The organism is Arthrobacter sp. 05T423 (genome assembly GCF_056396245.1).
In genome coordinates this window covers 27,459-45,859 of the sequence record NZ_JBFTLC010000039.1, presented here as the reverse complement: position 1 = coordinate 45,859, position 18,401 = coordinate 27,459, and the positions used below count along the sequence as shown (strand labels likewise).

The window sequence follows — 18,401 nt, the reverse complement described above, 5'->3', positions numbered from 1 at the left end:
CGGCGTAGGCGATGACCAGGGACGGCCCGGCGGCGTTGAGCCGGCCGCCGGCGCCGAGGAACAGGCCGGTTCCGATCGCGCCGCCGATGGCGATCATCTGGATCTGCCGCGGCTTCAGGCTCTTGTGGTAGCCCTTGTCCTCGGCATGGAGAAGGTTTTCAGTGGCGTGTGCCTGGGCCGGGACCGTATGGTCAGTGACCGCCGCGTTCGAGGCGGCGCCCTGTGGGGAGTTGGACATCGGGGGATCCTTTTGGTTTCCGGTTTTGGGAGTGGAGCTTGCGGTGGGCCGGGCCGGGATGGGGTCCGGCCGGACGTTAGGGGGCGGCTTGTTTACTTGCTGAGGTTCGCCAGGCGTTCGGGGCTAAGGAGTTCCCGCAGCTGGGTTTCCGTGAGCAGGCCGTGTTCGAGGACCAGCTCGGCGACGCCGCGGCCTGTGGCCAGGGCTTCCTGCGCGATGGCGGTGGCGGTGGCGTAGCCGAGGTGCGGGTTGAGGGCGGTTACAAGGCCGATGGACTGCTCCACGGTGAGGCGGAGGTGTTCGGTGTTGGCGGTGATGCCGCGGACGCAGCGGGCCGTGAGGGTGCGGCAGGCTGCTTGGAGGTGGGAGATGCTCTTGTGCAGGCTGTGCACGATGATCGGTTCGAAGGCGTTGAGCTGGAGCTGCCCGGCTTCGGCGGCCATGGTGATGGTGACGTCGTTGCCGATGACCTCGTAGGCCACCTGGCTGACCACTTCCGGGATTACCGGGTTGATCTTGCCGGGCATGATGGAGGATCCGGACTGGACGGCGGGCAGGTTGATCTCGCCGAGGCCGGCGCGCGGTCCAGAGGACAGCAGGCGGAGGTCGTTGCAGATTTTGGACAGTTTGACGGCCACGCGCTTGAGCACGCCGGACAGGTGGACGAACGCGCCCACGTCCTGAGTGGCCTCGATGAGGTCGACGGCGGTGACCAGCGGCAGCCCGGTGATTTCGGCCAGGTGCCGGCACGCGGCCTCGGCGTAGCCGGCGGGGGCGTTCAGCCCGGTGCCGATGGCGGTGGCGCCGAGGTTGATCTCGTGGATCAGCAGGTCGGCCTCGGCCAGCCGCTGGCGGTCCTCCCCGATGGTCACCGCGTAGGTGCCAAATTCCTGGCCCAGGGTCATGGGAACGGCGTCCTGAAGCTGGGTGCGGCCCATTTTAACGACCGTCCGGAACTCCATCGCCTTTTCCGCGAAGGCGTCCTCAAGTTCCGCCAGCGCCGCGAGCAGCTCGCGGGCAGCGAAGATAGTGCCGAGCTTCACTGCCGTGGGGTAGACGTCGTTGGTGGACTGGCTGAGGTTGACGTGGTCGTTGGGGTGCAGCCGGGCGTAATCGCCCTTGGGGTGGCCAAGGACTTCCAGCGCCCGGTTGGCGATGACCTCGTTGGCGTTCATGTTGGACGACGTTCCGGCGCCGCCCTGGATCACGTCCACGACGAACTGTTCGCTGAGCTCGCCGTTCATCACATCGGTGCAGGCCTGTTGGATGGCCGCGGCGCGTTCGGCGTCCAGGAGCCCGAGCTCCAGGTTGGTCCTGGCCGCCGCCAGTTTCACGGCGGCGAGGCCGCGGACCAGGTGCATGTTGCTGGAGAGCGGCTGCCCCGTGATGGGGAAGTTTTCCACCGCGCGGAGCGTGTGGACGCCCCAGTAGGCACCGGCGGGGATATCGCGGTCGCCGAGCAGGTCGTGCTCGGAGCGCACGGCGGACAGGGATTGGGCATCCGGCAGGGTCTGGGTTTCGGTCATGTGCAGTCCTTAAAGAACGTCGTCGGTCGGGGACAGGGAGGAAAAATCTGTGGCCTGCAGGAGGCCCACTTGGCGGCCTCCGCCGAGGACCGCCCCGGTGGCGATGCCCGCAAGGGCGGAGGTGTCGACGTCGAGTGCTTCCAGCGCGCGGACAGTGACGGGCATGCGGGCCCGGTCACCGCCGTCGGAAATCTTGATGGCGACGGCGCGTCCGTCCGGAAGGCCCACCAGCTGGATGCCTTCGAAGCCGTCCTTCGCCAGGGCGCCGGGCAGGAGCCGCATGAGCTCCGTGACGTCGCGGCCAACACCTGCCACCATTTCCGGATGGCGGCGCATGGAATGTGCGACGGCGGCTTCCGGGCTTTCGGGGGCGGAAGCGCCATCAGCGAGTTCGGCGGAAGCAAGGCGGCCGAAGGCCCGGGCCATGCCGGCAAGGGTGAGGGCGAACAGCGGCGTGCCGCAGCCGTCGGTGCTGATGCCGGCGGGTTCCTCGCCGGTCAGTTCGGTGACGGTTTCAGCGACGAGCTTCTGCAGCGGGTGGGAGGGGTCGAGGTAGCCATGCACCGGCCAGCCGTTGATGACGCAGGTGGCGGCCATTGCGGCGTGTTTGCCCGAGCAGTTCTGTGCCAGCTGAGTGGGCTGGCCGCCGTCACGCAGGTACTCCTCGCGTTCGCGGACGCCATAGGGGAGGTCGGAGCTGTTCTCGAGGGCCGCGGGCGTGAGGCCGTGCAGTTCCAGGATGCGGCTGGCGCCATCGAGGTGCCGGGCTGCGCCGGAGTGGCTTGCAGCGGTGAGGGCCAGCAGGTCGGCGGGCAGGTCCAGCCCGGCCCGGACCATCGCCACGGACTGCAGGGGCTTGAGTGAAGATCGGGGGTAGAACGCAGCCTGGGGTTCGCCGACGGAGAGCAGGGTGCGGCCGCCGGGCGCGGTGGCGATCAGTGAGCCGTAGTGGACGCTTTCGACCAGTCCGTCGCGGGTCTGGACGGCCAGGGGTTCGTGCTGCGGCAGGATCGCTGCTGCTGCGGCGGGTGCGGAAGGGGAATGGCTTGCCGGCATGGCGGGGGAAGGCATGGCGTCCTCTGGGTTGCGTGTTGACTTGAGTTAGGTGTGGCGTGGAGGAGTTGTGGTGCCAGCGGAAGCTGGCGCCCCTAGGGGCTAAGGATGGAGTCGAGGGCTTCGCCGACGGCACGCAGGTGCCCGGCCATGGCGGCGCTGGCGTCTGCCGCGGACCCGGCTTCGATGGCGTCCAGGATGAGGCGGTGCTCGACGTCGGAGGCGTGCTGGCGGTCCGCCACCATGTTGAGGGTCTCGGACTGGTGGGCGAGGGCGTCGCGGATGTCCGCCACCACGCTTTCGAACACCTTGTTGCCGCTGGCGCGGGCGATGCCGGCGTGGAAGCTGGAATCGAGGGCGACCCACGCTTCGGGATCGGTCTCCACTGCCATGGACGCCATCATGCCGCGGAGGATCTCCAAGTCCTCGGCGGTGCGGCGCTCGGCGGCGAGGCCTGCCGCGGGGACTTCGATGTGCGGGCGGGCCTCGGTGAGGTCGCGGGCGGAGAACTGGCCCAGGACGAGGTCGTTCGCCACGTGATCGGCAACGACGAATGTGCCGCGGCCGGTCTTGGTCAGGGTCAGGCCGAGGGCCGTGCAGGAGCGCAGCGCCTCGCGGATCACCGATCGGCTCACGCCGTACTGCGAGGCCAGGGCAGCTTCGGAGCTGAGCTTGGCGCCGACCGCCAGCGTGCCGCTCTGGATGTCCCCGCGGATGGCGTTGAAGACAGCTTCGGCTGCACTGAGGCGCGCCAGCGGAGAGGTGCTCACTCCACTTAGTGGTCCGGCTGTCCGGCTGTCTGACAGGTTCACGATTAAGAATATGGCACGGGTCACAGGGACGTGTCAACTGCAGGATCGAGACTGCTGGGACGTGACCGGCTGGGTACTCGGGGAGCGGGAGGCCTGCTCGGTACGCTCGTTCCGATTCGAGCTTGTGTTGGTGGAGGCATCGGGCGTAGCGTGAAAAGTACGGGCAAACCGGCACGATCGTTCCTAACTGTTGAGGAGGCGCCGTGGCCAACCCCTTCACCGCTGAGGTCGCCGCCGCTGTCCGTGCCCGGCGCGCCGACCTCCGGCTGAGCCAGCAGGACCTCGCCGACATGGCCGGCGTCTCCGAGCGCTTCGTCCGCTTTGTGGAGCAGGGCAAGCCGACCCTCCGGCTGGACACCCTTTTAGCCCTGCTGGGCACGCTTGGGCTCCAGCTGCAGCTCACCACCCGCACCAGCGCGGCCGCCCGCGCCCTGGTGACCCAACCGCTGTCGGACACCCCGCCGTCGGACGTCCCGCTGGAAGGTGACGAACCCAGCAAACGGAGGCATCAGCCGTGAGGCACCGCATCGCCGACATCTATAAGCGGGGCGTGCTGGCCGCCCGGCTGGAACGGCACGACGGCGGCACCAGGTTCAGCTACCTTCCGGCCTACCTGCAGAGCGCCCGCCCTGCCGTCGCGAGTTCCCTGCCGCTCACAGCGGAACCGGTGCTCTCCGGGGCAGGGGCCGCCCCGCCGTACTTCACCGGGCTGCTTCCGGAGGGCCGCCGGCTGAACGCGCTGCGCCGGTCCATCAAGACCAGCGCGGATGATGACCTCTCGCTGCTCATCGCCGCGGGAGGCAACCCGGTGGGCGACGTGCAGATCGTGGGCCACGGTGAGCCGCTGGACCCGGAGGAGCACGCCGTCGAGGTGGACCCGCGCAAGCCTGTGGACTTCGACGAGCTGCTGGGCGACTCGGGATTGATCGATCCGGTGGCCCTTGCCGGCGTGCAGGACAAACTGTCCGCCGGGATGATCTCCATGCCCGTGGCCAGCGCCGGGCGCCGGTTCATCCTCAAACTCAACGCCCCAGAGTTCCCGCACGTGGTGGAGAACGAGTTCATCATGTTCCGCTACGCGGCGAAGCTGCGGATTCCGCTGAGCCGGGTGCAGCTCATGCGCGACGTCGCCGGCCGGCCCGGGCTGCTGGTGGAACGTTTCGACCGCGTGCCGCTGGAAGGCGGGACGGCGGGCGGGAGTGCGGCGGCCGCTACGGAAAGTGCACCGGACGCGGTGCAGCGCCTCGCCGTCGAGGACGGCGCGCAGGTGCTGAAGCTGTATCCGGCGGACAAGTACAACGTGGGGTTCGGGACGGTGTGCCATGCGCTCGCCGAATACTGCGCGGCGCCGCTGCCGGCCTTGCGGAACCTCGCCATCCAGGCCGCTTTCGCGCTGCTGAGCGGCAACGGCGACCTACATGCGAAGAACGTGTCCATGGTGCAGCAGCCGCACGGGGAATGGTCCATCGCACCCGTCTACGACATCCCCTCCACAGTGGTTTACGGGGACAAGACGCTCGCCCTGACGCTCGGAGGCAAGCGCAGCGGCATCTCCCGCAAGCACTTTCTGGCCTGGGCCACGGGCCTTGGGCTGCCCGAACGCACGTCGGCGCAGGCGGTGGATCTGGCGCTGAAGGCCGCCGGCCCGCTGCTCGCGGACCTGGAATCGGGGACGGCCTTTGCGGCAACCGCGGCAGCCCCAACTGACACCGTTTCAACGGCCGACGGCGGCGCCTCGCCTTTTCCGGGCATGGTCACCCGGGCATGGGTCAAGGAGCTCAAACACCGGCGGAGGCTGCTGGAAGGGTAGGGGCCAAACCTAAAGAGACGGCCCGCCGTCGTACCATCTGAGCACGCGCAGGGCGCGAAGGGTGTTCCAGCGGCTGGGGCGGCCGTCACCGTCCTCCATGGCGAAGTGGATGCGGCCCGGGTGGGTGTTCTCCAGCTGCCAGGTCCCGTCGGGCTGCTGTTTTGAGCGGACCAGCCCGATGGCTTCGGCAACGCGGGTGTCCGGGGTTCCCCCCGTGTCTTGCGAGTGCGCGTCCCGGAAGTAGTCGAGGCCGCGGAGCGCGTCATAGAACCAGCGGGTCGGGTAGGAGAACTGCAGCCAGTCCGGGTCCACCAGCTCCCCGGTGCTCTTTCGGCGGAGCAGCGCACGTTCCAGCAGATACTCCTCGCCCCGCTTCCGCGCAGCAATGGACTCTGGAGTTCCGCCGGTGGCCCGCTCGTGTTCCAACAGCCCTTCCAAAACGTTGATGGTGGTGGCGAAGGACGAGCGCACCGACCCCCGCTCCGCCTCGCAGTTCCAGCCGCCGTCGTCGAGCTGTTCGCTGAGGAGCCGCCGGACGATCCCGTCGACGTTCTCGCCGAAGTAGGCTCCGAGGGCCACGGCCTTGCCGTTGATGCACGGTTCCACCTCACCGTCGAAGAACGGCTGGCCGCCTTCCTCCCACCGGCTGTTCTCCCGGACTTTCCGCACCGCGGCGCGGGCTGCTTCACTGCCGGGGTCAAGGCCGAGGTCGCGCAGGAGAAGCAGGCTGTAGGTGGTGGCAGTCCACGGCTGGCCCGGCTCGGAGCCGTCATATGGCACCGGGAAGAACGTGCCGCCGTCCCACTGGCCGTCGTCGCCTTGCAGGGCGAGCATGCGGGCACCCCAGCCCTCAGAAGCGAGGCGGGCACGTTCGGCGCGAACCTCTTGGGCAGGCGCATCCGTCAGGTCGCGCAGGACCTGCCACCGGATCGAGGGATCGGCATCCAGAAGCCAGTCCAGCACGTGGTAATCCGCCGGCAACCGGGCGCTAAAGGTGCTGGATGCCCGCGCGCTGCATGGCGTCCTTGTAGACGTCCACGCTCTTGGTCAGGAGTTCTTCCTGCTTGGCCTCGGAAACAGCGAAGGCCCGCCCGCCGAGCGCGCTGGCCTTATAGATTTTGATGCCGTTGTTCTTGAGTGAGTAGTGGTAGGTCTTCTCGAAGAGCGTCAGGAAGGTGGCGGCGTCGGTCCCGTGCGCAATGATGGCCGAGACGCGCCGGTTGATCTTCATGAACTGCCGGAAGGGGCGCAGTCCGTCTGTCTTTTCCTGGACGCTGAGGGCCGAGGGCATATCGGGGTCACGCACCCAGGGGTAGGCGTTCCACGGCATGACGTAGCGCGGGTCCAGCTCGGCGAGCTCGTAGATCTGGGTGGCGCGCCGGGCGGCCTCGTCGTCATTGAAGTGGGATACGAAGCCGGACTCGGTTCCCTTGCCCGGGCTGACCTGGAGGCTGACAATCCGGCATTCATCCTCGTCATGGACGGGGTCGATGTAAGGAACGGTCGATCCCGGCTTCTTCTCCATGAGTTCATCGCACAGCTGCGTGACTGCTGCGATGTTCGGTTCCTGTAGCAGGGCTTTCTTTTCGTCCCAGTCAATCGTCACGATTTCTCCCTTAGCTGCATGGCGTCCAAGAATCAGGCGTCTTAGGCCACTCTACGCTTTTGACGGAAAGGGTGGGTGGGGGAGTTTCCGACGACCCAGCAGGAGGCCTAAACCCCTGCGTCCCGAAACGTGAATCGGCCAGCCACGAGAGTTGCAGCGACGGGCATGGTGGCGAACACGGCATCTGGCACGGTAAGGGGATCAGCATCCAGCACAGCGATATCCGCCACATCCCCGGCCCGGATCCGGCCTCGCCCCCGTGTCGAGGCGGCCAGCGCTTCCTCCCTGCTCAGGGCCTGCTCCGGGTGCCAGGGGCCGCGGCCATGGTTGCGCGCCCGTGCGGCCGCGGCGGACATCGCCAACCACGGATCCAGCGCAGCCACCGGTGCATCGGAACCGAGCGCCAGCCTCGCTCCGCCGTCCAGCAGCGAACGCAGCGGGAAGGCCCGGTCGGTCCGGCCGGCCCAGTTCGAGTCAGCGGCGTCGCGGTCGTCAAGGGCGTGCACGGGCTGGACGCTGGCCGTCAGGCCGAGCTCGCCGAACCGGGCGAAATCCTCACGCCGCACAAACTGGGCGTGCTCGATCCGTCCTCCGGTCCCGGCTTCGGCGAAAGCATCCAGAGCAACCTTGTTGGCGCCGTCGCCAATGGCGTGGACTGCCGGCACGAAGCCCGTCTCCCGGGCCCTTGCGAGAAGGGCAACCAACTCCGCTTCGCTTACGGTCAGGATGCCATGCCCGCCGTGCGGGTACGGGTCAACGCAGAAGGCGGTGCGCGTGTTGAGGGAACCGTCGATGAGCACCTTCAGCGGACCTATCCGCAGAAGTCCCGCCCCGCCGTCGACCATTTGCCCCGTCCGCAGGCCCGCAGCAGCGGCCCGCTCCAGGTCCTCCGGATACACGCCCGCCTCGACGCGCAGGGAGCGGAATCCACCGGTCATCCGGCGCAGCCAGACGTCGGGGTTCCACGTCATCTCCAGATCCACCACGCCCACCACACCGCGGGCGGCGGCCTCCTGCCCTGCAGTGCGGACCCAGCCGTCCACGACGTCGTCGGGCAGCTTTCCGAGTTCGCGCGTGACGGCGAATGCCGGCTCCTCCCGGAGCAGGCCGTCTGCCCGGAGTTGGACCCCGTACAGCCGTGCGGCCGCGGAATTCAGCCAGACGCAGTGGAGGTCGTGGCTGATCAGGGCTGTGGGCACTCCCCGGGTGGCGTCGTCGAGCATTTCCACGCTGGGGACGTCGTCCCAGACCGCGTCCCGGAAGCCCGCGCCCACCACTGTCATGGTCCCGCCTGCCGTGGCAATCCCCTTCCGGACAAGTTCGACGGCGGCGCTCGCCGAGGCGGCGCCGGAAAGGTCGATCCGGTTGGCGGCCAGCGCCCACTGCGTCATGTGGACGTGCTCGTCCCACAGGCCGGGAACGACGAAACGTCCTCCGAGGTCCAGCACCTGGGCATCCGCTACCGGGAAAGCTCCGGGGCGTTCTCCGGCTGCGGTGACCGCCGAGACATGTCCGTTGCGGATGTGGATGTTGGAGGACGCTGTGTCGCCGGGCAGCCGGACGGACGCGAGCACCATGTCCGCGGGCGTCGGGTCCTGGGCTGCCGGATCGTCCTGGTTGGAAGGCATACGAACAGGCTAGGCAGGTATCCGGCCGGCACCAACCCGCGCCGCGGCCGCCATTCGTTCGCCCGCACCGCCGGGGCTCCGCGCAACGGACTCTTCCCAGCGCTGGCACGGAAGGTGCATTCTGGACGTGACACGGTACCGACAAGGAAGTCGGGGAGGCGTTGGCCATATGAACGTTAATGTCCGGTCCCATTATGCGTACCGGCCGATTCGACTTGGGCAGCGACTGCCCGCCCGGGGGACGTGAGTGCCATGGACATCACCACCAGCCATCACCGCCTCAAGGTCGTCGTCCACATCGACGCGAACATGGAGCGCGCATGCATCGAGGTCCGCGGAACCCTGACGCCCGCCAACATCCGGGCGCTTTATGTTGTTGCGCGGCGTGCCAGGACCCTGCTGCCGGGCAAGGAAATCATTCTGGACCTGTCGACGGCCCGTGCCGCGATGGACACTATTACCGCGCTCCATGATCCTGCCCAGCTCACCCAACTCAGCGGCGAAGGCACGTCCGAGAAACCGTGCCGGCTTAGCATTCTGGACCCCCGGCCGGGCATTCATGCGCACCCCTCATTCACTCACGGGCACGGTGGCCACAAGAACCCTGACCACAAGCACCCTGACCACAGACACGGTGACCACCAGCACCCGGACGGCGAGCACAAAGACAAGGCCCCATCACGCACCGCCAAATCACGCACCGGCGAACCACGGGTGCCAGCCCGCCGCAGGACCCGGGATAAGGAACCGGCATGAAACCTGGCCGCATGGTGATGCTCGTCCTCGGTACGATCGCCGCGCTCCTGGGACTGGGGCTGTTGGCGGGCGCAGCGGGGGTGGGTTGGCTCAATTTCCAGCAACGCGACGAAGGCTACTTCACCACCCAGCCGCACCGGTTCGACGCAGCATCTTCTGCCATCACCACCGCAGGGCTGGACGTCATGGTCAGCGGCAGGCTGCCGGACGTCATTCCTTCGGAAACGGCCGGCAGCATCCTGCTCCGCGGAGCGGCAGCCAGCCCGGGCAAGGGGATATTCATTGGCGTCGCAACGCAACAGGATGCCGCGCGTTATCTCGAGGGCGTCAAGCGTTCCGAGATCCGGGAACTGAATCTGCGGCCCTACAGGGTCGATTACACCGAAGTGCCGGGGACGCGGATCCCTGCCCGCCCCGGACGCCAGAACTTCTGGGCGGCGTCCGCCGAAGGCACCGGCACGCAGGAACTCAAATGGGACATCCGCCCCGGCAGATGGACCGTGGTGGTCATGAATGCGGACTCCAGCGCCCCGGTCTCCGTGGATCTCCAGGCCGGAGTTCGCTCCGACCTGCTCTTGCCGCTCTTCCTGTGGCTGCTCATCGCGGGGATCGTCTTGCTGGTCATCGGTGTCCCCCTGATTGTTGTAGGCGCCATGGGGCTGGGACGGCACGGGCCGCCGCCGCACTATCCCCCGTCGCAGTATCCGCCGGGCCAGTATCATCCCGGCCACTATCCGCCGGGCCATCCCCTGGCAGGGCCCGCCCCGCCAGGGGGAACCCCGACGGCGGGACCTCCTGCCGCTGCCGGCGCCACCGGGCCGTTCGCCAGCGCAGGCATGCCGGGCGCAGAACCTCCGGGCATGCAGCCGGGTCCGCACCCGGCCCCTGGTTATGCCGCAGCCAGCTACCCGGCTCCGGGGTATCCGGCCCCTGGCTACCCTGCACCCGGTGGCGGGGCGGGCGCACCGCCGCCGCCCGGCGTCGTCGACCTCCTCGAGAACCCGAGGTACCCGGCCCGGCTGACCGGCCACGTGGATCCGGCGCTGTCCCGGTGGATGTGGCTGGTCAAATGGTTCCTGGCCATCCCGCACCTGATCGTCCTGTTCTTCCTCTGGTTCGCGCTGATCATCACCAGCATCGTCGCGTGGTTCGCGATCCTGTTCACCGCCCGCTACCCGCACTCCCTGTTCAATTTCAACGTGGGCGTGCTGCGCTGGAGCTGGCGGGTGTCCTTCTACGCCTTCACCGCGATCGGCACGGACCGCTACCCTCCGTTCACCCTGGCCCGCACCGACTATCCGGCCGACTTTGACGTCGACTATCCGGACCACCTCTCGCGCGGCCTGGTGCTGGTAAAGTCCTGGCTGCTCGCCATCCCGCACCTCCTGATTGTGGCTGTGCTCGCCGGAACAGCGCGTACTTGGGTGGTCACATCTGACCATGACGCCGCCAGCGGCTACACGGCGGGGAACGCGGTCTCGCTCCTGACGCTCCTGGCCTTCATTGCCGGCGTCATCCTGCTGTTTACGGGCAGGTACCTCCGGAGCCTGTTCGACCTGCTGATCGGCCTCAACCGCTGGGTTTACCGCGTCGCGGCATACGTTGCACTGATGCGGGATGAGTATCCTCCGTTCCGGCTGGACATGGGACCCGTTGATCCAGGCGAACCCCAGGCCGCCAGCCCACAAACTCCACCAGGAGGGCCATCATGAAACTCACCGTCCACACCTTTGTGAGCCTTGACGGCGTCATGCAGGGCCCGGGCGGAAGGGACGAGGACACCAGCGGCGGATTCGAGTTCGGCGGTTGGGTGGTGCCGCTCTTCGACGAGGACATGGGCAGGATCGTGAATGCGTGGTTCGCCGAAGCCGACGCCATCCTGTTGGGCCGCACCACCTACCAGATGTTCCAGCCCTACTGGGAGCAGGTCACCGACCCGGACGACGCCGTGGCCAGGGCGCTCAACAGCCTGCCCAAATATGTGGTGTCCTCAACGCTCACCGAGGCAACGTGGAACAACACCACCATTCTCCCCGCGAACTTCCTCGAGGCCGTTGACGACCTCAAATCCGGCCCGGGCCGGGAGCTCCAGGTCCACGGCAGCCACGAACTGGTCCGGGCCCTGCACGACGCCGGCCTGGTGGACGAGTACCGGCTGATCATCTTCCCGGTGGTCCTCGGCCAGGGCAAGCGGCTCTTCGAACCCGGGGTCACGCCGTCGGCCTTCACCCTTGCCGGCAGCAAGGCGACGTCGTCCGGTGCCGTCCACCTGACCCTGCTGCCCGCCGCCTTCGGTTCCGCCGACATGGAGGTAGGGGAGTTCGAGGTGCAGGGAGGCAGGGAGCAGGTCAAGGACTGATGCGCTGCCGGCCCAAATCACCGTCGGCCCGGGCGGCTCTCAACCCAGTCCGCGCAGGCGCTCCATTTCGCGGCGGTCCTTCTTGGTGGGCCGGCCGGTCCCGCGGTCCCGCTGCGGCAGCCCGAGCGCCGGAGCCACGGGCCGCGGCGGGGTATGGTCCGTGAAACAGTGCGACGCTGCCTCTGCACCCACGCGCTTGGCGATAAGCCGGCGCACTTCAAGGATCCGCTCGTAGCCGGGCTGGCGGACGCGCACGGTGTCGCCGGGCACCAGGGACTGCGAGGCCTTGGCCGGGTTCCCGTTGATGCGGACATGCCCTGCGCGGCAGGCGGCCGTGGCGGCGGACCTGGTCTTGTAGGCGCGGATGGCCCAGAGCCAGGCGTCGACGCGTACGGTGCTGGGGGCTGAGGGAAGGCTGCTCATGACTGGAGCCGAGTATAGCCGGGCCGTAGCGGACCTAGGCGTCGGGCGCGGCGGAACTCACCGCAGTCGGGCCGTCCGCCAGCACGATGTCGAAGGCCTCCACGCGACGGTCCGTGACGGTGGTGGGGGATTCGAGATGCACGGCGCCCGTGGGCAGGATGCCGGCACCGCCGAACTTTTCCATCACCCGCCACTGGGCCACCACGTCCTCGCCGCAGTGCTCGGGTGGCAGCTGGGTCCAGAACCTGAAGCCGCCTGCGTCCTCCAGGGCCTGGCGGCGGAACATCGTGCATCCGCCCAGCCAGGCCACCTTGTACGGAATCCACTGTCCGGACTTGAGCTCCAGCTCCGCGCTGACATGGCTCAGGTTGGCTGCGCTGTGCAGTGGCCAGCGTTCAAAGCCGTCCTCGCCGGGACGTATGCGCTCCGGGGTCACCGGCCCCTGCCATGGCGTGAAGGTCCCGGTCTGCTCAGGCCGGCGGTCATTCAGGAAGGAAAGTCCTTGAGGGGCCATGCCCACAAAGCCGCAGCCCAGGGTATCGAGGGCGTCACTCATCCTGGCCAGCGCGCCCGGTTCGAGCCAAACATCGTCATCAAGGAACAGCACTTTGTCCGCCTGGGCCTGCTCGAATGCAAACTGGCGGTGTTCGGCAAGGCCGCGGCGGGGCAGGTGACGGTGCAGTTCGACGGCGGTGCCCTGGGCGCGCAGGACCCGGAGCAGGCTGCCCGCGGCGGGGTGCTCCCAGGCAGCGGGTCCGTCCGACTGGTCACTGATCACCAGCCGGAAGACGGGGCCGTCCTGCGCGGCCAGCCCGGCGAGCGTGACGGCAAGTTCGGCTTGCCGATTGCAGGTGGGGATAAGGATGTCCAGTGCGGCGTTCCCGGTTGTCTGGCCCGAGGCCCAGTTGGCAGATGTGTGGCGACCCATGATCAGCGCCCTTCCGAGACGACAGTTACGTTCGGTGCACTGGTTCAGATACCCCCGGCTGCCGCTGGCTAAACAGGGCTGAGGGAATACTGGTACCCGGCCGGTGCGGACCTGGATGTAGGTCTGATGCGCGGGAAACTACGCGACCAGCACGGCTGCCGCGGAGTCCATGTGTTCGCGGATGGTGTTGCGGGCCAGGGTGGCGTCGCCGGTCTCGATGGCGGCGACGATGTCGTTGTGCCGCTCCACGCTCATGTTCCGCACGCCCTTTTCGAGCCCGGCGAACATGATGGACATCCGGATGGACCCTTCCAGCGATTCCCACGAGTGCAGCAGGGTCTCGTTGCCGGTGAGGCGGCACATGGTGCGGTGGAAGTCGAGGTCGGATTCGACCCGCCCCTCCAGCGTGCCGTGGGTGGCCGCCTCCATCACCTGGATGGCTGCGCGGAGCGTCCCGATGACGTGCTGGCGGTCCGGCAGTTCGCAGAGGGTGCGGGCTGCCAGGGATTCCAGGGCGGCCCGGACGGAGTAGATGTCGCGGATTTCCTTGGCATCCAGGTGGCGGACGGAGAGCCTGCCGCGGGCGCCCGCGGACACCAGGCCTTCCTGCTGCAGCTGCCGCAACGCCTCACGGAGCGTTCCGCGGCTGATCTGCAGCATCTCGGACAGCTCGGTTTCCACCAGGTGGCGGCCCGGCTCTAGCGCGCCGCTGGTGATGGCGGTGCGCAGCGCGGCCAGCGCCTGCTCGCGGAGGCTTTTCTTCTCCAGCCCCAGAAGGGTTGCTGTCGCGGCCATCGGATTCTCCCAAGGTCAGAGGTCAACTGTCTACAGTCACCGTGTTAACAATGATGCCACGGCAGGAGCGCTGGGCAAGCTGTTTTCCCAGCCCTCCTGCCGTGGCTGCGCTCCGGCGGAGCCGAACAGGGTTTTAGCCGAGCTCCGCCAGTACCTTCGCCACGATTCGCTGGACGGACAGGCCGTAGCGTTCGTGCAGTGTGGGCAGGGCTCCGGCATCGAGGAATTCATCCGGCAGCGCCACCGGCACCACCCGCTTGCCAAGCCCTGCGGTCACGACGGCGGAGGCCACCGTTTCGAACAGCCCGCCAATGACGCTGTGGTTCTCCAGCGTCACGGCCAGGCGGTCGGTGTTGATCTCAGCCAGGACGGTGGCGGCGTCGAACGGTTTGATGGTGGGCGTGTGCACGACGGCGACGTCCACGTTGTGTGCCTCCAGCGCCTTGGCGGCCTGGAGGGCGCGCATGGTCATGAGTCCGCTGGAGACGAAGACGACGTCGTTGCCCCCGCGCAGGACCTTGGCCTTTCCGAGTTCGAACGTGTAATCGTACTCGTCCAAGACCGTGGGCACGTTGCCGCGGAGCAGGCGCAGGTAGGTGGGTCCTTCGCTGGCCGCGAGCTGCGGGACGGCCTGCTCGATGTCGAGGGAGTCGCAGGGGTCCACGATGGTCAGGTTGGGCATGCCGCGGAAAATCGCCATGTCCTCGGTGGCCTGGTGGCTGGGGCCGTAACCGGTGGTGAGTCCGGGGAGGCCGCCCACGATGTTGACGTTCAGGTTGGGTTCGGCCGCGTCCAGGCAGAGGAAGTCGTAGGCGCGGCGGGCAGCGAATACGGAGTACGTGGAGGCGAACGGCACCAGGCCGGTTTCGGCGAGGCCGGCCGCCGCGCCGAAGAGGAGCTGTTCGGCCATGCCCATCTGGAAGAACCGCTCGGGGAAGGCCCTGGAGAAGATGTGCATGTCCGTGTACTTGCCGAGGTCTGCGGTGAGGCCCACGATCTTGTCGTTTTCCTGCGCAGCCTTCACCAGGGCGTGCCCGAATGGGGCGGACGCGGTCTTCTGGCCCGGATCGGCGAAGGACGCGATCATGGCCGAGGTCTTCAGCTTCGGCTTCGCGGCTGTTGTAGTGTCGGGAGCCTCGGTGGTGGCGCTCATGCTGAAGCCTTTCCTTCATAACCGGCGGTGAGCTGTTCGCGGCAGGTCTGCCATTCGTGTTCTTCGATGCGCATGAAGTGCGCCTTTTCCCGTTCCTCCAGCAGCGGCACGCCGCGGCCAACCTTGGTGTCGCAGAGGATCACGGAGGGGCGTCCGGTGGTGGCGGCCTGGTCTGCGGCATTGTCGAAGGCGGCGAGCAGTGCGGCAACATCGTTGCCGTCCACCCGCTGGGTGTACCAGCCGGCGGCTTCCCATTTTTCGGTAATGGGTTCGGTGCGGAGCACGGTGTCCGTCTTGCCGTCGGCCTGCAGGGCGTTGATGTCCACCATGGCGGTGAGGTTGCCGAGCTGGTGGTGGTGGGCACCCATGGCGGCTTCCCAGGTGGAGCCCTCGTCAAGTTCCCCATCGGAGAGGAAGTTGTAGATTCTGGCACTGGAGCCCTGGTAGCGCAGGCCCAGGGCCATGCCGACGGCGATGGTCAGTCCGTGGCCCAGGGAACCGCCGGAGATTTCCATGCCGGGGGTGTAGGTGGACATTCCGGACATGGGGAGCCGGGAGTCGTCGGAGCCGTAGGTTTCGAGTTCCTCGACGGGGACGATGCCGGCCTCGGCGAGGGCCGCGTAGTGGCCGATGGCGTAGTGCCCGGTGGAGAGCAGGAACCGGTCCCTCTGCTCCCAGTGTGGATCCTCGGCGCGGTAGCGGAGCTGGTCGGCGTACACGACGGCGAGCATGTCCGCCGCTCCCAGGGCCTGGCCCACGTAGCCCTGGCCCTGGACCTCGCCCATGTTCAGGGCGTGGTGCCGGATCCGGTAGGCGGCGGCACTGATTTTTTCGACGCGGCCGCCGGCCCGTTCGAGTCGTTCTGAGGCGGTTTCCTGGGTCATTCGTTCCTTCCGGGGGAGTGTGTGCAGTTCGTGCGGGCTAGTCTCGTGGACGGTGGTCATCAGGCACTCACCGACTGGGGGGTGCTTTTGGTGATTTCATCGGCCAGCTGGCGTTCCCGCTTGCCCCAGGTTTCCCGGGTGGCGAAGGCTGCCCAGAGGCCGATGAGGGCGTACAGGCCGAACAGCAAAGCCGGGCCGATCCAGCCGAAGCTGACGAACAGCAGGGTGGTGATGAAGGGGGTGAAGCCGGAGACCATGGCCGAGATCTGGTAGGCCAGCGAGGCGCCGGAGGCGCGGGTCTTGGCCTGGAAGAGTTCGGGGAACCAGGCGCCCTGGGCTCCGGCGAGGGAGTTCTGGCAAACGGCGTAGGAGAGCACGATCGTGGCGATGATGAAGACGAACAGGCCGGTGTTGACCAGCAGGAACATCGGAATGGCGAACAGTGCGGCGAAGGCGCAGGACCAGACGTAGATGGGGCGGCGGCCGATCCGGTCGGTCAGGCGGCCCCAGGCCTGGGTGGCGAAGATGCCGATGGCCGAGGCGATGCACAGGGCAACCAGGGTCTGGGTCTTGTCGGCCAGGTGCTGGCCGTTGAGGTAGGAAATCATGTAGGTGATGGACACGGCGTAACCGGCGGTCTCGGCGATGCGCAGGCCGATGCCCTTCACGATGTTGCGCCAGTCCGTCTTGATGACCTCAACGATGGGGGACTTGACGATCTCGCCGTGGCCCTTGACCTCATCGAACACGGGGGACTCGGGGACCTTGGAACGGATGATCAGGCCGACGATCACCAGCACAATGCTGGCAAGGAACGGTATGCGCCAGGCGAGCTCGCCACCGAGCTGGACGCTAAAAAGGAACACCAGGTTGGCCAGCAGCAGGCCCACCGGGAAGCCGGCCTGGACGATGCCCGTGTACTTGCCCTTGGACTTCCACGGCGCGTGTTCGTAGCTCATCAGGATGGCTCCGCCCCATTCGGCGCCGAAAGCCAGGCCCTGGACGACGCGGACGAACACCAGCAGCGCCGGAGCCAGCAGGCCCACCTGGCTGTAGGTGGGCAGCAGCCCGATCAGGAACGTGGCAACACCCATCAGGATCAGGGACGCCACCAGGACGGGCTTGCGGCCCACCTTGTCGCCCAGATGCCCGCCAATGATGCCGCCCAGCGGTCGGGCCGCGAAGCCGACGCCGAGCGTGGCGAAGGCGGCCAGCGTTCCGGTTACCGGGTCACCGGTGGGGAAGAACGCGGTTCCAAAGTACAGGGCGGCCGCGGTACCGAAGCCGATGAAATCGTAGGTCTCGATGACGGCGCCGACGCCCGAGCCGATGGCGACCCGCCGGGCGTCCTTGGTGCCGTGGACCGGCCCCCGCATGGTCAGAGCTTCGTTGCTCATGGTGGTTCCCTTTCGAAGAGCGGCTGAAGAAGCTCCAGCGCTGTCGACTGTTAACAAGATACGTCCCAGTGTGACGGGCGTCATGCTGACTGTCAACAGTCACCGTCGGAGGTTGACTGTTAACAGTCGATTCCTTTAGTGTGGTGTCCATCACTACCGCCTGCCGGGCGCAACCAGAGGATCAATGACGATGTTCCATTCCCGACTCGGGTGCTCATCCATCAGCTTCCGCCACGAGGATCTGCCGACAGCCCTGCGCACCATCGCCGGGCTCGGCTTCACTGAGATCGACCTTGGCGCACTTCCCGGCGTGTGCGACCACGTTCCGTATGAGCTCGACGCGGACGCGGTTTCAGCCGTATCCAGTGACGTTCGCGCCTCCGGCCTGCGGGTGCGTTCCGTCAACGGGGACATCGGGGACCTGAATGCAGTGCTCGACGCCGGCCGGCAGGCCGCACGGGACACTCATCTTGATGCCCTGCTCTCCCTCACCGCGAAAACCGCAGCCAAAGCACTGGTCCTTCCCTGCGGTGCGCTGAGCCACGAGCCGGTCCGGAGCGTCGAGGAGGATCTGGAGACCGTCGCGGCGCAACTTATCCGGGCGGGGGAACGCGCGGCGGAGTTCGGCGTCGAACTTTGGACCGAGTCACTGCACTTCCTGCGGTTCTGCTGGAACCTGGAACGCGCCGAACTGCTGGCCCGCCGGCTGGCGGGCTCCGGCGTCGGAATTGTCATGGACTTCAGTCACATCGTCGCCGCCGGCGAGGACCCACTGGAGTACCTTTCACGCCACGAGGGCCGGATAGCCCACGTGCACCTTCGCGATGCCGTGCCCGGCAACATCAACCTCAGCATCGGCAACGGCCACGCTGATTTCGCCGCCGGGCTGCAGGACCTCGCGGCACAGGGCTACACCGGGCACTTCAGCCTGGAACTCGAAACCCGGGACATCACCCGCGACGAACGCCCGGCCGCCGCAGCCAAGGCAGCCAGATTCATCACCGACCTCATCTGATCCACCCACAAAGAAAAT

General features: G+C 67.4%; 18 protein-coding genes and 1 pseudogene. 6 read left to right on the top strand and 13 right to left on the bottom strand.

The window, feature by feature from the left end; genetic code table 11:
• From AC1DFE_RS21280 to AC1DFE_RS21265, 4 genes and pseudogenes are all read right to left on the bottom strand, one after another.
• Window positions 1-238, bottom strand: a pseudogene (locus AC1DFE_RS21280) (amino acid permease); the annotation flags it as partial.
• Window positions 239-330: 92 nt separating this feature from the next.
• Complete coding sequence (locus tag AC1DFE_RS21275) at window positions 331-1,764, bottom strand: aspartate ammonia-lyase (protein WP_476907844.1); 1,434 nt, start codon at window positions 1,762-1,764, stop codon at window positions 331-333.
• Between the two features lie 9 nt (window positions 1,765-1,773).
• Window positions 1,774-2,835: an asparaginase gene (locus AC1DFE_RS21270; RefSeq protein WP_476907843.1), complete on the bottom strand. Its 1,062-nt coding sequence runs from the start codon at window positions 2,833-2,835 to the stop codon at window positions 1,774-1,776.
• 77 nt (window positions 2,836-2,912) lie between these two features.
• Window positions 2,913-3,629, bottom strand: a complete 717-nt coding sequence (locus AC1DFE_RS21265; RefSeq protein ID WP_476907842.1) for a FadR/GntR family transcriptional regulator — start codon at window positions 3,627-3,629, stop codon at window positions 2,913-2,915.
• Window positions 3,630-3,832: 203 nt separating this feature from the next.
• Between AC1DFE_RS21265 and AC1DFE_RS21260 the strand changes: the two genes are divergently transcribed.
• Together AC1DFE_RS21260 and AC1DFE_RS21255 are read left to right on the top strand one after the other, a co-directional pair.
• Window positions 3,833-4,147: a type II toxin-antitoxin system Y4mF family antitoxin gene (locus AC1DFE_RS21260; protein WP_476907841.1), complete on the top strand. Its 315-nt coding sequence runs from the start codon at window positions 3,833-3,835 to the stop codon at window positions 4,145-4,147.
• Complete coding sequence (locus AC1DFE_RS21255) at window positions 4,144-5,439, top strand: type II toxin-antitoxin system HipA family toxin (RefSeq protein WP_476907840.1); 1,296 nt, start codon at window positions 4,144-4,146, stop codon at window positions 5,437-5,439. Before AC1DFE_RS21260 ends, AC1DFE_RS21255 begins: the two co-directional genes overlap by 4 nt.
• Window positions 5,440-5,448: 9 nt before the next feature.
• On the opposite strand, the gene AC1DFE_RS21250 is transcribed toward AC1DFE_RS21255, so the two are convergent.
• From AC1DFE_RS21250 to AC1DFE_RS21240, 3 genes are all read right to left on the bottom strand, one after another.
• Window positions 5,449-6,402, bottom strand: a complete 954-nt coding sequence (locus AC1DFE_RS21250; protein ID WP_476907839.1) for a prenyltransferase/squalene oxidase repeat-containing protein — start codon at window positions 6,400-6,402, stop codon at window positions 5,449-5,451.
• 25 nt (window positions 6,403-6,427) lie between these two features.
• The gene (locus AC1DFE_RS21245; protein ID WP_476907838.1) at window positions 6,428-7,045 is read right to left on the bottom strand and encodes a uracil-DNA glycosylase family protein; all 618 of its coding nucleotides are present in this window, start codon (window positions 7,043-7,045) and stop codon (window positions 6,428-6,430) included.
• Window positions 7,046-7,152: 107 nt separating this feature from the next.
• Entirely contained in the window at window positions 7,153-8,673 is a 1,521-nt protein-coding gene (locus AC1DFE_RS21240; protein WP_476907837.1) for an amidohydrolase, read from the bottom strand.
• Window positions 8,674-8,925: 252 nt separating this feature from the next.
• Here AC1DFE_RS21240 and AC1DFE_RS21235 point away from each other — a divergent pair, with 252 nt between their 5' ends.
• From AC1DFE_RS21235 to AC1DFE_RS21225, 3 genes are read left to right on the top strand one after another with little or no spacing between them, the layout of a single operon-like run.
• Window positions 8,926-9,429, top strand: a complete 504-nt coding sequence (locus tag AC1DFE_RS21235; protein WP_476907836.1) for a hypothetical protein — start codon at window positions 8,926-8,928, stop codon at window positions 9,427-9,429.
• Entirely contained in the window at window positions 9,426-11,141 is a 1,716-nt protein-coding gene (locus tag AC1DFE_RS21230) for a DUF4389 domain-containing protein (protein ID WP_476907835.1), read from the top strand. The genes AC1DFE_RS21235 and AC1DFE_RS21230 overlap by 4 nt, the downstream gene beginning before the upstream one ends.
• On the top strand, window positions 11,138-11,788 hold the full coding sequence (locus AC1DFE_RS21225) for a dihydrofolate reductase family protein (protein WP_476907834.1): 651 nt from the start codon (window positions 11,138-11,140) through the stop codon (window positions 11,786-11,788). The genes AC1DFE_RS21230 and AC1DFE_RS21225 overlap by 4 nt, the downstream gene beginning before the upstream one ends.
• Before the next feature lie 39 nt (window positions 11,789-11,827).
• Here AC1DFE_RS21225 and AC1DFE_RS21220 read toward each other — a convergent pair whose 3' ends face one another.
• The 6 genes from AC1DFE_RS21220 to AC1DFE_RS21195 form a co-directional block, all read right to left on the bottom strand.
• A complete protein-coding gene (locus tag AC1DFE_RS21220) occupies window positions 11,828-12,211 on the bottom strand; it encodes an RNA-binding S4 domain-containing protein (RefSeq protein ID WP_087872834.1) in 384 nt (127 codons plus the stop codon).
• A gap of 34 nt (window positions 12,212-12,245) precedes the next feature.
• Complete coding sequence (locus AC1DFE_RS21215) at window positions 12,246-13,139, bottom strand: glycosyltransferase family 2 protein (RefSeq protein WP_476907833.1); 894 nt, start codon at window positions 13,137-13,139, stop codon at window positions 12,246-12,248.
• 138 nt (window positions 13,140-13,277) lie between these two features.
• Entirely contained in the window at window positions 13,278-13,934 is a 657-nt protein-coding gene (locus AC1DFE_RS21210) for a GntR family transcriptional regulator (protein WP_476907832.1), read from the bottom strand.
• Between the two features lie 133 nt (window positions 13,935-14,067).
• Window positions 14,068-15,087, bottom strand: a complete 1,020-nt coding sequence (locus tag AC1DFE_RS21205; protein WP_476907831.1) for a transketolase family protein — start codon at window positions 15,085-15,087, stop codon at window positions 14,068-14,070.
• Window positions 15,084-15,971 carry a transketolase gene (locus AC1DFE_RS21200; RefSeq protein ID WP_476907830.1) on the bottom strand — a complete coding sequence of 296 codons (888 nt, stop codon included), beginning with the start codon at window positions 15,969-15,971 and terminating at the stop codon, window positions 15,084-15,086. The genes AC1DFE_RS21205 and AC1DFE_RS21200 overlap by 4 nt, the downstream gene beginning before the upstream one ends.
• A gap of 59 nt (window positions 15,972-16,030) precedes the next feature.
• The gene (locus AC1DFE_RS21195; protein ID WP_476907829.1) at window positions 16,031-17,368 is read right to left on the bottom strand and encodes an MFS transporter; all 1,338 of its coding nucleotides are present in this window, start codon (window positions 17,366-17,368) and stop codon (window positions 16,031-16,033) included.
• Between the two features lie 190 nt (window positions 17,369-17,558).
• Between AC1DFE_RS21195 and AC1DFE_RS21190 the strand changes: the two genes are divergently transcribed.
• On the top strand, window positions 17,559-18,383 hold the full coding sequence (locus AC1DFE_RS21190; RefSeq protein ID WP_476907828.1) for a sugar phosphate isomerase/epimerase family protein: 825 nt from the start codon (window positions 17,559-17,561) through the stop codon (window positions 18,381-18,383).
• Window positions 18,384-18,401 lie beyond the last annotated feature (18 nt).